The sequence below is a fragment of the Thioalkalivibrio sp. ALMg3 genome, from assembly GCF_000381225.1.
Classification (GTDB): domain Bacteria; phylum Pseudomonadota; class Gammaproteobacteria; order Ectothiorhodospirales; family Ectothiorhodospiraceae; genus Thioalkalivibrio; species Thioalkalivibrio versutus.
Window position 1 is genome coordinate 332,652 of record NZ_KB906219.1, and the last position, 16,651, is coordinate 349,302.

Genomic DNA, 16,651 nt, shown 5'->3' on the forward strand with positions numbered 1-16,651 from the left:
TCGCGGGAGGATGCGCCCGGATTGCGTTCAGCATCAGGAAATAATAAATTAGAAAAAGCTAATATATGGAGCCGGGACGAGTGCGAGACGGCCCATCCCCGGCGACCTCACCAAGCAAGGAAAGACCCCATGACACGAATCCGGATGCGCCACACCCTGTGGGCCCTGCTGCTGTTGCCGTTTGCGGCCCAGGCGGAGCTGCCGTTCGACACGGCCACCGCGGAACGCCAGACGATTGCCCAGGAACGCATCCTGGATGGCCGCGTCGAGGCGGTGCAGCGGTCCACGATCTCCGCCCAGACGTCCGGGCGCATCCGCGAGATCTACGCGGACGTGGATGACTTCGTCGAGGTCGACGAGCTCCTGGTTCGGGTCAGCGATACCGAGCAGCAGGCTCGTGTGAGCCAGGCAGAGGGCGATCTGGCCGACGCCCGCGCCCGCTTCAACGAGGCGCGTTCGGAGTTCGACCGGATTGAGGATGTGTTCGAGCGGGGGGTGGTCTCGCGCTCCGAGTTCGACCGCGCCGAGGCCGCGCTGGGTTCGGCGCGTGCCCGCCTGCGCTCGGCCGAAGGCCGGGTCGAGGAGGCCCGCGAGCAGCTCGGCTACACCGAGGTGTATGCGCCGTACTCCGGGATCGTCACCGAGCGTCATGTCGAGGTCGGCGAATCGGTCAGCCCGGGTTCACCGCTGCTGTCCGGGATCAGCCTGGATCAGTTGCGCGTTGCCGTGGATGTGCCGCAGCGCCTGATCCACAACGTGCGCGAGCGGCGCAGTGCCGAGGTCCTGCTGAACGGGGACCGGGTGGCGGCCGAGAGCCTGACTATCTTCCCCTATGCCGACCCGGCCAGCTCCACCTTCCGGATTCGCGTGAACCTGCCGGAGCAGCAGGACCTGGGCCTGTTCCCCGGCATGTTCGTGAAGACCGCCTTCGTGGTGGAGGACGTTGAACGCCTGCTGGTGCCGGTGGAGGCCGTGGTCTATCGCAGCGAGGTTATTGCCGTGTACGTCGTCGATGAGGACGATCGGGTCGCGTTCCGCCAGGTGCGGGTCGGGCGCCAGCATGACGGCATGATCGAGATCCTCGGCGGTCTGGACGACGATGAACGCGTGGCGCTGGATCCGGTGCATGCGCAGATCTATCTGAAGGAACATCAGCAGGTGAACCGATGAGCGATGCCGGCACGGAGGGGGCGTCCGAGCGCATGGGGATCTCCGGGCGCATTGCCAAGGCCTTCCTGACTACCCAGATCACCCCGCTGCTGGCCCTGATCGGTCTGCTGCTGGGGTTGTTCGCGATCCTGGTCACGCCGCGCGAGGAAGAGCCGCAGATCAACGTGACCATGGCCGATGTGTTCATCCCGTTCCCGGGGGCGAGCGCGCAGGAGGTGGCCCAGCTGGTGGCCACGCCGGCCGAACAGGTGCTCTCGGAGATCGAGGGCATCGACGACATCTATTCGACCTCGCGCCCGAACATGGCGCAGATCACCATCCAGTTCGAGGTCGGCGAGGATCGCACCGCGGCCCTGGTGCGCCTGTACAACCAGGTGTTCTCCAACCAGGACTGGCTGCCCCAGGGGCTGGGGGTCGGCGAGCCGATCATCAAGCCGATGGGGATCGACGACGTGCCGATCGTCAACGTGACCCTGTGGACCGAGGACCCCGAGCGCGGCGGGCATGACCTGCTGCGCGTGGCGCACGGCATCGAGGCCGAGCTCAAGCGGGTGCCGGGCACCCGCGACATCTACACCGTCGGTGGACCCGATCACGTGGTGCATGTGCGCTTCAAGCCGGAGACCCTGGCGGCCCACAACCTGTCGGTGGACGACCTGCGCGACAGCCTTCAGGCCTCGAACTTCTCGCGCGATGCTGGCCGGCTGTACCAGGACGACGAGGAAATCCTGATCCAGGCCGGCGACTTCATCACCGAGCCCGAGGCGTTCGCCAGCCTGGTGGTCGGGATGCACGAGGATCGCCCGGTCTACCTGTCGGATGTTGCCGAGGTGGTACAGGGTCCGGCCTATGCCACCGAGCATGTGCGCTTTGCCCATGGCGCCGCCGCGGGGGATCGCGCGCGCCTGGGTGATAGCCATCCGGCGGTCACGGTGGCGATCGCGAAGCAGCCGGGGACCAATGCCCCGGATATCGCCGATGCCCTGGTCGAGCGGCTGGAGCAGTTGCGCGGGACCTACATCCCGGACGGCATCGAGACGACCATTACCCGCAATTACGGCCAGACCGCGGACGACAAGGCCAACACGCTGATCCAGAAGCTGATCCTGGCAACCGCCTCGGTGGTCATCCTGGTGTGGATCGCGCTGGGCTGGCGCGAGGCGTTTATCGTTGGCGTGGCGGTGGTGATCACCCTGGCGATCACGCTGTTTGCCTCCTGGGCCTACGGCTTCACACTTAACCGGGTGTCGCTGTTCGCGCTGATCTTCTCCATCGGGATACTGGTGGATGACGCCATCGTCGTGGTCGAGAACATCCACCGGCACATGGCCAAGGGCGGCAAAAAGTTCATCGAGGCGATTCCGCTCGCGGTGGACGAGGTGGGCGGACCGACGATCCTCGCGACCTTTGCGGTGATTGCGGCACTGTTGCCGATGGCCTTCGTGACCGGCCTGATGGGCCCGTACATGAGCCCGATCCCGATCAACGCCTCGATGGGGATGATCATCTCGCTGGCGGTGGCCTACGTAGTCACGCCCTGGCTGACCTACAAGGTCCTGCGTCGCCAGGCCGAGAAGCACGAGCATGCCGCGCCGGCCAGTGGTGGTCATGGCGCGGAGGGCGAGAGCGCCTCGGCCGGGCTGATGAAGCTCTTCAACACCCTGCTGCTGCCCTTCCTTGGTGCTGGCGGACGCAAGAAGGTCAACCGCCTGGCGCTGTGGGTGGGCACCCTGGTGCTGATTCTGGCCTCGGTGTCGCTGGCGTACTTCCAGCTGGTGGTCATGAAGATGCTGCCGTTCGACGACAAGTCGGAGTTCCAGGTGGTGCTGGACATGCCGGAAGGCACCAGCCTGGAGCGCACCTCCCGCGTGCTGGCGGAGATGGGGGACTACCTGAAGACGGTCCCCGAGGTGCACAACGTGCAGACCTACGCGGGCACCGCGGCGCCGATCAACTTCAACGGCCTGGTGCGTCAGTACTACCTGCGCGAGGGCTCGCACGTCGGCGACATTCAGGTGAACCTGGTCGATTCCTACGAGCGCGATCGCAAGAGCCACGCGGTGGCCCTCGGCGTGCGCGAGGCGATCAACGCGATCGCCGATCGGCATGGCGCGGCGGTCAAGGTGGTCGAGGTCCCGCCGGGGCCGCCGGTGATGTCGCCGATCGTCGCCGAGATCTACGGACCGGACTACGACGGCCAGATCGAGATCGCCCGGCAGGTGCGCGAGCGTTTCGAGAACACCGATGGCCTTACCGATATCGACGACTCGGTCGAGTATCCCGGGCAGAAGAAGATCCTGCAGGTCGACCGCGAACGCGCCGCGCGCCTGGGTGTGTCGCAACAGGCGGTGGTGCAGGCGATCGAGACCGCCCTGTCGGGTGAGGACGTGACCTACCTCTACGGCTCCAACGTAAAGTACGCGGTGCCCGTGCGCCTGGAGTTCGAGCAGGCCGAGAAGGGCAGCCTGGACCCGGTGCTCGGGCTCAAGGTGCGCTCGCGCGACGGCACGCTGGTGCCGCTGTCCGAGGTCGTCAACGTGGTCGACTCGAGTCTCGAGCACTCGATCCACCACAAGAACCTGCTGCCGGTGGTCTACGTGATGGGCGACCTGGCCGGTGGGCTGGATAGCCCGCTGTACGGCATGTTCGACATGTTCTTCGGCCTGCGCGACCAGCCCATGGCCTACGACGAGCCGCTGGAGCAGCTGTTTATCAGTCAGCCGGACAATCCCTACAACTTCTCGCTGAAGTGGGATGGCGAGTGGCAGGTGACCTACGAGACCTTCCGCGACATGGGGATCGCCTACTCGGTGGGGCTGCTCCTGATCTACCTGCTGGTGGTGGCGCAGTTCCGCTCGTACATGGTGCCGCTGATCATCATGGCGCCGATCCCGCTGACCGTAATCGGGGTGATGCCGGGGCATGCCTTCATGGATGCCTTCTTCATGGACGCCAAGTTCACCGCAACCTCGATGATCGGGATGATCGCGCTGGCCGGGATCATCGTGCGCAACTCCATCCTGCTGGTGGACTTCATCAACGAGGAGATTCGCCGCGGCGTGGATGTGATCGAGGCGGTGGTGCACGCCGGCGCGGTGCGCGCCAAGCCAATCGTGCTGACCGGCCTGGCGGCGATGGTCGGGGCCGGGTTCATCCTGGACGACCCGATCTTCTCCGGCCTGGCGATCTCGCTGATCTTCGGCGTGTTCGTCTCCACGCTGCTGACGCTGGTGATCATCCCGGTGCTGTACTACCTGTACGTGCGCACCCGGGTCGACCTGATCCGCGCCCAGACGGCCTAAGCCAAACCGGTCATCGCGAGGAGCGCAGCGACGTGGCGATCTCCGTGGGCGGCCCCGACGTCAGCCCGGTCGGACGTCGGGGGTTTCGTTGGGAGATTACTCGCTGCGCTCGCCCTTCGGGCCGGCCTGCGGCCGTTCAACGCGCTTCGCGCTTTTGTGCCACGGCCCCTTCGGGGCCTCGCAATGACGTGGCTGGAGTCCGGCGTTTTCGCCATCGGTGCGCGACCGGCTACAATCGGCGCCATCTAACCGAATGGGAGTCGCTCGATGGATGTCGAGATGGGAGAGAACGGCCTGAATGTCCTCGGGATCAGCCGTGAGCAGTGCGCCACCCTGGTCGAGGTGCTGAAAGCCAGCGAGGACCAGCGCTTCATGGAGGACCCCGAACTGCGCAAGCTGTTCAAGCTGCTGGCCGTACTGCAGAGCGATCTGTGGGACGACATGACCGCCGGGGAATTCGACTTTACCCCCTACAAGAAACAGTAGCGTTCACTGGCGTCGCTCCAGGCGCCTGCACCGGAGCCGTCCATGCCCGACAATGATTCCCGCCGGCCGTCCAATTTCGTGATCGGCAATATCTTCCTTGGTGCTGCCGCCATCATGCTGTTTTTCTTCGTAACGCTCTGGGAGGTCCTCGGGGTGTTCGCGCTGCTCATGTGGATGGGGCTGGCCGCCATCGGGGTCTACTTCATCGTGAAAGACAAGGACATCAACCCGGGCGGCCCGCCGAACTGACCCGTTGCATTCGTTACAGCCAACGGCCGTGAACCCGGCCCCGGCATCGCCGGGGCTGGCGCGTTTGCGGGGCGAGTTTCTCGAGTCCCTGGCCCAGCGGGTTGCGGAACTGGAGCGGCTGTCCCGGGCCCTCGACGGTTCGGCCCAGGATGGCGACCGGCTGACCACGCTGTACCGCGAGGCCCAGACCCTGGCGCAGGCCGCCCAGATTTTCGATATCGGTTTGATTCGCGCGGTGGCTGAATCGCTGTGTGCCGCCCTGGCCGGCGTTCGTCGTGCCCCGGCCGGGCCGGATCGCGACCTGATCCATGCCGGGGTTCGGCGCCTCGCGATGAGTGTTGAGGCCTACCGACAGCGTGCGCGTCCGGTCGCGCAGGCCCGCATGCAGCCCTTGGGCGGGCGCCCGGCCGAAACGCGGGTGTGCCTGATCGACGACGGTGGCGAGGCCGGCGACGAGATCGCTCGCATGCTCGACGAGCAGGGCTTTCGCGTGACGCGGGGTGAAATGGGTGGCACTGGGACCGATAGTGCCCCTGAGGACGCCCCTTTATCCGCCGTGGTGCTGTGCGCCGATACCGTGGCCACGGACGGTGGCGGGTTGCCCGGCTTGGGGGCCGCGTTGGGTAGCGGCCTGCCGGTGCTGGCTGTTGCGCGCAGCTGGAGTTCCGGGGCGCGGCTCGAATGCGTGCGCCAAGGCGTGGCGCGTTGTCTCGATCATCCGCTGGCCACGGACACCCTGATCGAGCAGTTGATGCAGATCGGCGGCCTGATCGTCGATTCGGACTACCGCGTGCTGCTGGTCAAGAATGATGCGGCCGACGGCGGCCTCGAGTCGTACCTGACTGGCGCCGGTCTGGGTGTAGCCACCGCCTCCGATCCGGAGGTCGTCCGACGTCATCTGCGCGAGGCCGGCGCGGATGTGGTCGTCCTGGATCTGCAGGGGCTAGCCGAACCGGTGGAGTCGTTTGTCGCGTTGCTGCGCACCCGGGACAATGGTGGCGCGATCCCGCTGCTTCTGTTGACCGAGGATCCGGGCCGGGTGAACCACCTGATGACCCTGCACCCGGGGGTCGCTGGTGTGTTCCTGAAGCCGGTGGAACCGGCCCGTGTTGCGGCGGCGATCACCGCTCGGGCGCGCCAGTTGCGCCAGATCGACGGGGTCAGTCAGTCCTATCGCGATGCGCTGTACGAGCGCGAGCGCGAGCACGTCGCGCTCAACGAACACGCCCTGGTCAGTATTGCCGATGTCGCCGGCAACATCATCTACGCCAACGAGCGGTTCTCGCGGGTCAGTGGTTACGCCGTGTCCGAGCTGATGGGGCGTAACCACCGCATTCTCAAGTCCGGGCAGCATCCACCGGAGTTCTACGCCGAACTGTGGTCTACCGTTGCGTCCGGCCGCGTCTGGCAGGGCGAGATGTGCAATCGCGCGCGCGACGGCTCGCTGTACTGGGTAGAGACCACGATAGTCCCGTATCTTGGAAGCAACGGCCGGCCGTATCAGTACGTATCCATCCGCACCGAAATCACCCATGTGAAGCATCAGGAGCATCGCCTGCGCTCCAGCCAGATCTTCGCCAACATGGGGACCTGGGAGTGGGCGCCGAACCGCGAGGCGCTGGGCTGGTCGGAGCGCATCCCGCCGCTTCTGGGCTATCCCGAGGGCGGGCTGGAGCCGACGGTCTCCAATTTCTTGGACGCCGTGCATCCCGATGATCGCGCCCGGGTACGCACCGCCATCGCCAGCAGTCTGCGCCGCGGTTCCTACCTCGAGCTGGAACACCGGGTGATCTGGCCGGACGGGTCGGAACACTGGCTGCTGGAACGTGGCGACGTGGTGCGCGGCCAGGATGGCGAGATCCTGTACATGCTGGGCGTGATGCAGGACATCACCAAGCGCAAGAATTCCGAGCTGGCGCTGTCCGACCTGTCCACCCGCCTGCTGGAGTCGCAACGGCTCGCGCGTATCGGCAACTGGGAGATGGATGCGCTTGATGGGCGGATCACCTGGTCCCGGGTGCTCCGCGAGATCTTCGAGCTGGATGCCGAAGACGCGCCAATCGAACGTGACGACTACCTGAACCTGGTTCACCCGGAGGACCGCCATCAGGTCGAGAGCTTCCTGGCTGGCGTTGGCGAGAGTCGGCACCACGAGATCAACCACCGGGTGGAGCTGCCCGGTGGACGCATCCGCTTTGTCCACATGATCGCGAGCGGGCGCTTCGATAGCGACGGCCGATTGACGCACGTCGGCGGAAGCTTGCAGGACATCACCGAGCTGCACCAGGCGCAGGAACACCTGGCGTTGTTCCAGCGCATCTTCGAAGCCTCCGAACAGGGGATCGAAGTGGTGGATCGCGAAGGCCGCTTCGTCTACGTCAATCTGGCTGCTCTGGAGATGCTGGGCTACCGTTCGGAGGAGTTGCTGGGCCGGGATTTCCACGAGCTGGGGATCATCCCGGCGGAGAACAAAAAGGAGGAGCAAGAGATCGACCAGGTGCTGGCCGAGGGCGGGGCCTGGACGGGCAAGCTGCCCCAGCGCTGTGCCAACGGGGCCGTGTTTATTACGGCCAGCACGATCGGCGTGGTGCGCGATGCCCGCGGGGAGCCGCAATACGGCTTCAACATCTTCAGTGATTTTACCGACGAATTGCGCCGTCGCTCGGAGCTCCATCGGGCCCGCGAGACGGCCGAGGCGGCCAACCGCGCCAAATCCGACTTCCTTTCCAACATGAGCCACGAACTGCGCACACCGATGAATGCCGTTCTCGGCTTTGCCCAGTTGCTGGAGAGCGATCCGGCGCTGGATGGACACCAGCGTGGCCACCTGGAGGAGATCACGCGCGCGGGCCGGCACCTGCTGGACCTGATCAACGAGATCCTGGACCTGGCCCGAATCGAGGCCGGTCGCATGCGGGTCGAGCCGGAACCGGTGGCGCCGGGGCCCGTCCTGGAGGAGTGTCTGTCCCTGCTGGAGCCCATGGCACGCGAGTGTCGCGTGGAGCTTGAGCCGGACGCCCTGCCGACCGCGATGTTGCAGGCCGATCCGCGGCGGCTAAAGCAGGTGCTCCTGAACCTGCTCTCCAATGCGATCAAGTACAACCGGCCCGGCGAAAGCGTGCGTGTGAGTGGCGAGGTGGGGGACGCTGATGTGCGGATCGCTGTGCGTGACAGCGGGCCGGGCCTGACCGAGGAGCAGTGCCGGCGGTTGTTCCAGCCGTTCGAACGGCTGGCGGCGGAGGAGCAAGGGATCGAGGGCAGCGGTGTCGGGCTTGCGGTTACCCGCAACCTGGTCGACCTGATGGGGGGCGAGATCGGGGTCGACAGCGTGCCGGGAGAGGGCAGTACCTTCTGGTTCCGTCTGCCCCGGGCCCGTGACCGGATGCCGTCCGGCACCGGGGACGATGCGGCACTGCCCGGCGGCTCCGGCGCGCCGGGCGACTGCCGCGTGCTTTGCATTGAGGACCACGATGCCAACCAGCGTCTGATGCGCGAGATGCTCAAACAGCAGGGCGCGGCCGACTGCCGCATGGCGGAATCCGCCGCCGAGGGACTCGACATGGCCCTGCGGGATCCGCCCGAGCTGATCCTGCTGGACCTGAACCTGCCGGTGATGGATGGGTTTCAGGTGCTGCGCGCGTTGCGGGCCGAGCCGGAGCTGGCCGCGATCCCGGTAATTGCGGTGACCGCCGATGCCACGGATGCCACGCGCCAGCGGGCCGAACAGGCCGGTTTCAACGACCTGTTGACCAAGCCGATCGGTGCGAGTGACCTCCTGCGGGCGCTGGATCACTGCCGCGCGAGTCGCCCGGACGGTTGACCCCGCGAGGGAGTGCGTCGCGCACGTCGTCCTACAGGAAGAGGAAGCCGACGATTGCCACCGCCGCGATCACCGCGACGGCATCCGCCGTCAGCGCGGCGGCCAGGGTATGGCGCACGCGCTTGATGCCGATCGCGCCGAAGTACACGGCGAGCACGTAGAATGTGGTCTCGGTCGAGCCCTGCAGGGTCGAGACCAGGATGCCGACATGCGTGTCCGGCCCGGTGGTCGGGTCCTGCATGATGCCGGCCATGATGCCGTAGGCGCCGGAGCCGGACAGCGGGCGCAGCAGCGCCATCGGCAGCGCCTCGGCCGGCAGGCCGAACGGCGTGGTCAACGGCCCGACCAGCCCGACAAACATCCCCAGTGCCCCGCTCTCGCGCAGCATGCCCACCGCGACCAGGATCGCGACCAGGTAGGGGATGATGCGCAGCGCGACATTGAAACCCTCCTTCGCCCCCTCCACGAACACCTCGTAGACCGGTACGCCGCGAATGACGCCGTAGGACAGGAAACCCACGACCAGCCCGGGGATGATCCACGGGGCGATGGCCTGACCGTAGAGGATGGTCAGCGGGATGATTGCGAGCACTCCGGCCAGCACGGTCAGCGAGACCCACGCGGGATAGCCCTCGGTGGGGACCTCGATGTTCATCGGTTGCTGGTTGGCCGTGTCCGCTGTCGGGTCGGCGTCCTGGGTCGGCTCGGCGGTCGCCTCCCGGCCGGCCTCGCGCATGGTGTCGTCCAGCTCGCTCGCGCCATCCGCGGACGTCTGGTCCGGATCAATGCTGCGAGTCGCCGGGGGTGGCAGGAAGTAGCGCTGCAGGATCAGCGCGCTGGCGATGCCGGCGATGGTCGCGAACAGGGTCGCGAACAGCGTGGTCGGCAGGATCGCGGCCGGGGCCTCGGAACCCAGCGAGGCGCGCAGGGCGATCACGCCGGTGGGCAGCAGCGTGATGCTGGAGGTGTTGATCGCCAGGAACAGCGCCATCGCGTTGGTCGCGGTGCCCGGGTGCGGGTTCAGCTTCTCCAGCTCCTGCATCGCGCGGATGCCGAACGGCGTGGCGGCGTTGCCCAGGCCCAGGATGTTCGCGGAGAAGTTCAGGATCATCGCGCCCATCGCCGGGTGTTCGGGCGGCACCGACGGGAACAGGCGCACCATCAGTGGGCGCAGCAGCCGCGCCAGTACGGTGAGCAGGCCACCGGCCTCGGCGATCTTCATCAGGCCCAGGAACAGGGCCATCACCCCGACCAGCCCCAGCGCCAGCTCCACCGCGGAACCGGCGGCCTCGATCGCGCCCTCGGACAGGGCCTGCATCGGTTGTTCGTCGGGATCGGTGGAGCGGATCTCGCGGATCGCGGCCGTCGCCACGGCGATCACGATCAGCGCGAGAAAGATCAGGTTCATGCGGTGCAGTGTGCCACGGTCAGCGGTTCTCCCCGCGTGATACACCGCGCAGCACGGCATCCATCGCGCGGGCCGGTAGCAGCCACTTGAGGAAGGCGAACAGCCGCGTGGGGAAGGTCACGTGATAGCGCACCCGCGGGCGGCGGGCCTCCAGGGCGTGCACGACACAGCGCGCGACGGCCTCGGGCCCCAGCGTGAACGGTGCATCGGCCTCGGCGTTCGCCATGCGGGCCTCGGCGGCGCGGTAGGTCTCCTGCCAGGGGCCGTGTTCGCGCTGGACGTGGTAGCGAAAGGCCTTCAGCGCGTTGGCGCGGAACGCGCTGCGGATCGGCCCCGGCTCGATCAGGGCGACATGGATGCTGGTGCCGTGCAGTTCCTGGCGCAGAGTGTCGCTCATGCCCTCGATCGCGAACTTGGAGGTCACGTAGGCCCCGCGCAGGCGCAGGGCGACCAGGCCCAGGACCGAGCTGTTCTGGATGATGCGGCCCTCGCCGGCGCGGCGCATGGCGGGCAGGACGGCGTTGGTCAGTTCCAGCCAACCGAGGACGTTGGTCTCCAGCTGCGCGCGCAGCGTGGCGCGGTTCAGATCCTCCACGGCGCCGGGCTGGCCGTAGGCACCGTTGTTGAACAGGGCATACAGATGGCCGTCGGTCCGGTGCAGGATCTCGGTGACCGCGCTGTGGATGCTGGCGGAGTCGTCCAGGTCCAGCTGCAAGGCCTCGAAGCCGTCCTTCTTCAGCCGGGCGACATCCTCGCCGCGCCGGGCGGTGGCGAACACGCGGTAGCCGCGATCACGCAGCACGCGCGCGGTACAGGCCCCGATGCCGCTGGAGCAGCCGGTAATCAGGACCGCACGGGAAGCAGTGTCACTCACGGCGGCGCGCTCAGTAGGTCAGGGTGGCGACGCCGTCCTCGACGACCTCGCCGATGAAGGCGCCGCCGCCGCGCATCCCGTCCAGTTCCGGCACGGCGTTGTCCAGCGTCAGGCCGTTCTCGCTCATCGCTCCGGCGCAGGCGTAGAAGGCACAGCCGGCCTCGTGGGCGTCCTGCATGAAGCTGTAGACGGATTTCTCCCTGGCCTCGCCGGGGTAGATGGTCTCCGCCACGCCCTGACGCAGCAGGCGTGTGGTGCCGGCGGCGAAGTAGATCTCCACCTCGAGATCCATCGCGGCGGCGACGGTGGCCTGGAAGAAGGGCGCCCCCAGCGTGCCAGGGCGGTCCAGGTCCAGGTTCAGCAGCATGATCACGATCTTTTCGGCCATGACAGGTCCTTGCGCGGTCGTATCGTCGAGTTGGGGGTGAATGATCCGCGCTGCGGCTGTTGGGCGCAAACCCCAGCGCGGATTGGCCGGGAGACATCACGGGAGACATCAAGAGACGCCCCCCGCTGTCGTCCTCCCGGACGCCGCGTAGCGGTGATCCGGGATCGCTCCGGTCGGGACTGCCACGGCGCTGGAGATCCCGGTTCTGCGCAGACCGTCGGCCGGGATGCCATTGATGGCGTGCAAGGCGAGCCGGCTGCTTGCGTGTGCCTGGGAAATACCGTTCGGGATCAGCAAAACGGTTCGTCGGAAGCGTAGGCCTTTCATTCCCCGAAAACGGCCGCATAATACGCTTCAACCCGTGTTTTCGCGGATGCATTCCGAGGATTCCAGTCATGCCCATTTACGAATACCAGTGCAAGGATTGCGGCGAGGTCTCCGAGATCCTGCAGAAGATCTCCGATCCGCCGGCCACCATTTGCCCGGAGTGTGGTGCCGAGGCCCTGACCAAGCAGGTGTCCGCGGCCGGCTTCCGTCTGGCCGGCGGCGGCTGGTACGAGACCGACTTCAAGAAGGACGGCAAGCGCAACCTGAAAGAGGGCAGCAGCTCGGCCACCAGTTCCAGCGGCAGTAGCTCAACGAAGTCGGACGCCTCCGGAAAGTCCGCATCTTCCGGTAGCGCCAAGACCGGTACCGCCGCGACCGGAACCTGATCAATGCTGGTCTCCCTGCGCCGCTATCTGATTGCAGGGCTGCTGGTCTGGCTGCCGCTGATCGTCACCGGCTTCATTATCAAGCTGCTGGTCGACCTGCTGGATTTCACCATCCTCCTTCTGCCGCCGCCCTGGCGGCCGGAGGCGATTCTCGGCTTCTCCATCCCGGGTGCCGGCATCGTACTGGCGGTGGTGGTGGTGTTCGTGACCGGGGTGGTGGTGGCCAATATCGTTGGGCGCAAGCTGGTGTCGGTGGGCGAATCGATCGTCCGCCGCATCCCGCTGGTCAGTTCGATCTACGGCGCCGTCAAACAGGTCACCGAGACCGTGCTGTCCGACGGCGGGCAGGCGTTTCGCAAGGTGATGTTGATCGAGTATCCGCGCCGCGGCCTGTGGTCGGTGGGGTTCATGACCGGTGTCGCCGTCGGCGAGGTGCAGGACCGCACCGAGCGTGACGTCATCACCGTTTTCGTGCCGACCACGCCCAATCCCACCTCCGGCTTCGTGATCATGGTCCCGCGCGAGGAAGCCATCGAACTGGACATGACGGTGGAGGATGGTCTCAAGTTCGTGATGTCCATGGGGGTCGTGACACCGATGAGAAGCCCTGAAGAAGCGCCGGCGCCGGTTGCGCAGGGGCAGGGCAAATCGTAAGATTTCCGGCCTTTTCGCGGGTGCGAACGCCATGTTCGTCCCGTTTTCCCGACTCACCGTGCAGGCCCCTGGCGGGCATGCCCTTCGGCTGGAACAGCGCAATGCGAACTCATCTTTGTGGACGTGTCACCGAGAACGAACTCGACTCGGAGGTGACCCTTTGCGGCTGGGTGAACCGCCGACGGGACCACGGGGGGGTGATCTTCGTGGACCTGCGCGACCATGCGGGCCTGGTCCAGGTGGTGTTCGATCCCGACCGCGAGGAGGTCTTCGCGCGCGCCGAGCAGCTGCGTACCGAGTACGTGATCCGCATGACCGGCCGCGTGCGCCGGCGCCCCGAGGGCACCGAGAATCCCGACCTGCCCACCGGCGCCGTGGAGATCCTCGGGCTTGAGCTGGAGGTGCTGAACGCCGCTAAGACCCCGCCGTTCCCGCTGGACGACGAAGACGTCGGCGAAGACACCCGCCTGCGCTACCGCTACATGGATCTGCGCCGCCCGTTGATGCAGCAGCGTCTGCGCCTGCGCGCGCAGGTCTCCGCGGCCATGCGCCGCTTCCTCGAGGAGCGCGAGTTCCTCGACCTCGAGACCCCGATGCTGACCAAGGCCACACCGGAAGGTGCGCGTGACTACCTGGTGCCCAGCCGCACGCATCCGGGCAGCTTCTTTGCCCTGCCGCAGTCGCCGCAGCTGTTCAAGCAGCTGTTGATGATGTCCGGCATGGATCGTTACTACCAGATCACCCGCTGCTTCCGTGACGAGGACCTGCGCGCCGATCGCCAGCCGGAGTTCACCCAGCTGGACATGGAGATGGCGTTCGTCGACGAGGCGGACGTGATGGAGGTGACCGAGGGCCTGATTCGCCACCTGTTCCGCGAGGTCCAGGGCGTGGAGCTGCCGGATCCGTTCCCGCGGATGGCCTATGCCGAGGCGATGGCCCGCTTCGGTTCGGACAAGCCGGATCTGCGCATCCCGCTGGAGTTCACCGAGCTGACCGAGGTGATGCAGGCGGTGGAGTTCAAGGTCTTCAACGGCCCGGCGAACGACCCCGAGGGTCGCGTGGCCGCGCTGCTCGTGCCGGGTGGTGCCAAGCTCACGCGCAAGGAGATCGACGTCTACACCGAGTACGTCGGTCGCTACGGCGCGAAGGGCCTGGCCTACATCAAGGTCAACGACCCGGCCGATCTCGCGGGCGGCTTGCAGTCGCCGATCCTCAAGTTCCTGCCGGAGGACGTGACCCGGCAGATCCTGGAGAAGACCGCGGCCGCCGCCGGCGACCTGATCTTCTTCGGCGCGGACAAGGCCTCGGTGGTCAACGAGGCGATCGGCGCCCTGCGCGTGAAGATCGGCCACGACCTGGAGCTGGTCGAGGCAGGCTGGCAGCCGCTGTGGGTGGTCGACTTCCCGATGTTCGAGTACGACGATCAGGACAAGCGCCTGTACGCCCTGCATCACCCGTTCACTGCCCCGGCGGTGGACAGTCCGGAGGCGCTGCGCGCCAACCCGCGCGAGGCGCTGTCCCGCGCCTACGACATGGTGCTCAACGGCACCGAGGTCGGCGGCGGCTCCATCCGTATCCACAACCCCGAGATGCAGCAGGCCGCGTTCGAGGCCCTGGGCATCGGTGAGGAAGAGGCGCGCGAGAAGTTCGGCTTCCTGCTGGATGCCCTGAACTTCGGTGCCCCGCCGCACGGCGGCCTGGCCTTTGGCCTCGACCGCCTGGTGATGCTGATGAGCGGTGCCCACTCGATCCGCGACGTGATGGCCTTCCCCAAGACCCAGACCGCCGCCTGCCTGCTGACCGACGCCCCGGCCCCGGTCGGCGAGAAGCAGCTGCGCGAGCTGGGTATCCGTCTGCGTCCCAGCGCCACGCAACAGGCCGAGTAACCGCTTGTCCGGCCGAACGCCATGACCGGCATGCGCAGCAGTGTGGTCATGGTCCATGGCTGGCACATGCCGGGCCTGGAGATGGCCCTGCTGGGCCGCCGTTTGCGCGCGGCCGGCCACGAGGTTCACGGGTTCCGCTATGCCTCGCGCCGGCAAACGCCGGAGCAGGCCGCGCGAGCCCTGGCTGCGTTTCTCGAGGATGTCCCCGGCGACCTCGTGCACCTGGTTGCCCATAGCCTGGGCGGCGTGATCGTGCGCCACCTGTTCGAGGTCGCGCCCGTGCAGCGCCCTGGGCGTATCGTGATGCTGGGTTCGCCGCTGCAGGGCAGTCGTGTGGCCGCGCGCCTCGCGCAGAACCGACTTGGCCGCTGGTGGCTGGGCGCCGCCCTGGACCGTGGCCTGCTCGGCGGCAGTCCCGTCCTGCGCGGTCGCGACGTCGGCATGATCGCCGGCAGTAAGCCGTTCGGGCCGGGGCCCTGGGTCGCGCCGCTACCGGATCCGCACGATGGCACGGTCGCGGTGGACGAGACTCGCGGCCCGGAGGTCTCGCGCCACCTCACCATGCCGGTCTCCCACTTCGGCATGCTGGTCAACCGTCTCCTGGTCCAGGAGACCCTCCATTTCCTGGAAACGGGCGAGTTCCTCCCATAACCCCAGCCGGCCCGACCCCACCGCCGCCCCCGTCATTGCGAGGAGCGCAGCGACGAAGCAATCTTTGAAGGCTGGCAATGCGTTCTCTATCCGACGGCGGTGATTCCGGACGGAGGTTGCTTCGTCGCTCTGCTCCTCGCAATGACGGGGGAGGGAAGAGGCGGTGTGGGTGAGTACTGCGTAGGCATCCGTGATTACCGCCGCGCCAGCGATTAGACTGTGCGGGTCCTGCGGCTCGGTGGAATCCCGGGGCCGCTGCAACCGAACCCAATCGAAGGAGTCGTGACCGAATGGCAGGCCACAGCAAGTGGGCGAACATCCAGCATCGCAAGAATGCCCAGGACGCCAAGCGCGGCAAACTCTTCACCAAGCTGATCCGCGAGATCACCGTCGCTGCGCGCCAGGGCGGCTCGGACCCGGAGACCAACCCGCGCCTGCGCCTGGCGATCGACAAGGCGCTGGGCGCCAACATGACCCGCGACACCATCGAGCGTGCCGCCAAGCGCGGCGCGGGCGAGAGCGACGGCGACAACGTCGAGGAGATCCGCTACGAGGGCTACGGTCCGGGCGGCGCGGCCATCCTGGTCGACTGCATGACCGACAATCGCAACCGCACGGTCGCCGAGGTGCGCCACGCCTTCTCCAAGATGGGCGGCAACCTGGGTACCGACGGCTCGGTGGCCTATCTGTTCCAGAACAAGGGCGTGATCCGCTTCGCCCCCGGGCTGGACGAAGAGGTGGTGATGGAGGCCGCGCTGGAGGGCGGAGCCGAAGACGTCCAGGTCGAGGATGACGGTTCCATCGAGGTCATCACCGAACCCGATACCTATCAGGACGTCCGCGCCGCGCTGGCGGAACGCGAACTCCAGCCGGAGGATGCCGAGGTCACCTGGCGCCCGGAGACGCTCGCGCCACTGGACGCGGAGACCGCCGAGTCGATCCTCAAGCTGCTGGACATGCTCGACGACCTGGATGACGTGCAGAATGTCTTCACCAATGCCGACTTCCCCGACGAGGTCAGCGGTGACTGATCCGGCCGCCGCGTGACCG

13 protein-coding genes are annotated in these 16,651 nt (G+C 66.9%); 10 read left to right on the forward strand and 3 right to left on the reverse strand.

All coding sequences use genetic code 11. From position 1 onward, the window contains the following. Positions 1–144: 144 nt before the first annotated feature. The 5 genes from F622_RS0101640 to F622_RS0101660 all read left to right on the forward strand — a co-directional run bounded on the left by F622_RS0101640 (position 145) and on the right by F622_RS0101660 (position 9,027). Positions 145–1,170, forward strand: coding sequence for an efflux RND transporter periplasmic adaptor subunit (locus F622_RS0101640; RefSeq protein WP_019563469.1), 1,026 nt, complete (start codon positions 145–147; stop codon positions 1,168–1,170). Beyond that, complete coding sequence (locus tag F622_RS0101645; protein WP_019568007.1) at positions 1,167–4,472, forward strand: efflux RND transporter permease subunit; 3,306 nt, start codon at positions 1,167–1,169, stop codon at positions 4,470–4,472. Before F622_RS0101640 ends, F622_RS0101645 begins: the two co-directional genes overlap by 4 nt. A 267-nt stretch (positions 4,473–4,739) precedes the next feature. Then, complete coding sequence (locus tag F622_RS0101650; RefSeq protein WP_018143900.1) at positions 4,740–4,958, forward strand: hypothetical protein; 219 nt, start codon at positions 4,740–4,742, stop codon at positions 4,956–4,958. A gap of 42 nt (positions 4,959–5,000) precedes the next feature. Continuing rightward, on the forward strand, positions 5,001–5,207 hold the full coding sequence (locus F622_RS0101655) for a hypothetical protein (protein WP_018143899.1): 207 nt from the start codon (positions 5,001–5,003) through the stop codon (positions 5,205–5,207). Positions 5,208–5,235: 28 nt separating this feature from the next. Further along, the gene (locus tag F622_RS0101660) at positions 5,236–9,027 is read left to right on the forward strand and encodes a PAS domain-containing protein (protein WP_019571189.1); all 3,792 of its coding nucleotides are present in this window, start codon (positions 5,236–5,238) and stop codon (positions 9,025–9,027) included. A 31-nt stretch (positions 9,028–9,058) separates the two neighbouring features. On the opposite strand, the gene F622_RS0101665 is transcribed toward F622_RS0101660, so the two are convergent. The 3 genes from F622_RS0101665 to F622_RS0101675 are packed head-to-tail and all read right to left on the reverse strand — an operon-like array spanning position 9,059 to position 11,697. Continuing rightward, on the reverse strand, positions 9,059–10,435 hold the full coding sequence (locus F622_RS0101665) for a nucleoside recognition domain-containing protein (RefSeq protein ID WP_019571190.1): 1,377 nt from the start codon (positions 10,433–10,435) through the stop codon (positions 9,059–9,061). Between the two features lie 19 nt (positions 10,436–10,454). Further along, entirely contained in the window at positions 10,455–11,309 is an 855-nt protein-coding gene (locus tag F622_RS0101670; RefSeq protein ID WP_018649777.1) for an SDR family NAD(P)-dependent oxidoreductase, read from the reverse strand. Between the two features lie 10 nt (positions 11,310–11,319). Next, complete coding sequence (locus F622_RS0101675; protein ID WP_018143893.1) at positions 11,320–11,697, reverse strand: DsrE family protein; 378 nt, start codon at positions 11,695–11,697, stop codon at positions 11,320–11,322. 395 nt (positions 11,698–12,092) lie between these two features. Here F622_RS0101675 and F622_RS0101680 point away from each other — a divergent pair, with 395 nt between their 5' ends. The 5 genes from F622_RS0101680 (at position 12,093) to F622_RS0101700 (ending at position 16,632) form a co-directional block, all read left to right on the forward strand. After that, the gene (locus tag F622_RS0101680) at positions 12,093–12,410 is read left to right on the forward strand and encodes an FmdB family zinc ribbon protein (protein WP_018143892.1); all 318 of its coding nucleotides are present in this window, start codon (positions 12,093–12,095) and stop codon (positions 12,408–12,410) included. 3 nt (positions 12,411–12,413) lie between these two features. Continuing rightward, complete coding sequence (locus F622_RS0101685; RefSeq protein ID WP_018168499.1) at positions 12,414–13,064, forward strand: DUF502 domain-containing protein; 651 nt, start codon at positions 12,414–12,416, stop codon at positions 13,062–13,064. A gap of 101 nt (positions 13,065–13,165) precedes the next feature. Continuing rightward, positions 13,166–14,950, forward strand: a complete 1,785-nt coding sequence (gene aspS, locus F622_RS0101690; protein ID WP_019571191.1) for an aspartate--tRNA ligase — start codon at positions 13,166–13,168, stop codon at positions 14,948–14,950. A gap of 21 nt (positions 14,951–14,971) precedes the next feature. Continuing rightward, the gene (locus F622_RS0101695) at positions 14,972–15,601 is read left to right on the forward strand and encodes a triacylglycerol lipase (protein WP_018143889.1); all 630 of its coding nucleotides are present in this window, start codon (positions 14,972–14,974) and stop codon (positions 15,599–15,601) included. A 290-nt stretch (positions 15,602–15,891) separates the two neighbouring features. Continuing rightward, positions 15,892–16,632: a YebC/PmpR family DNA-binding transcriptional regulator gene (locus tag F622_RS0101700; protein WP_018168501.1), complete on the forward strand. Its 741-nt coding sequence runs from the start codon at positions 15,892–15,894 to the stop codon at positions 16,630–16,632. Positions 16,633–16,651 lie beyond the last annotated feature (19 nt).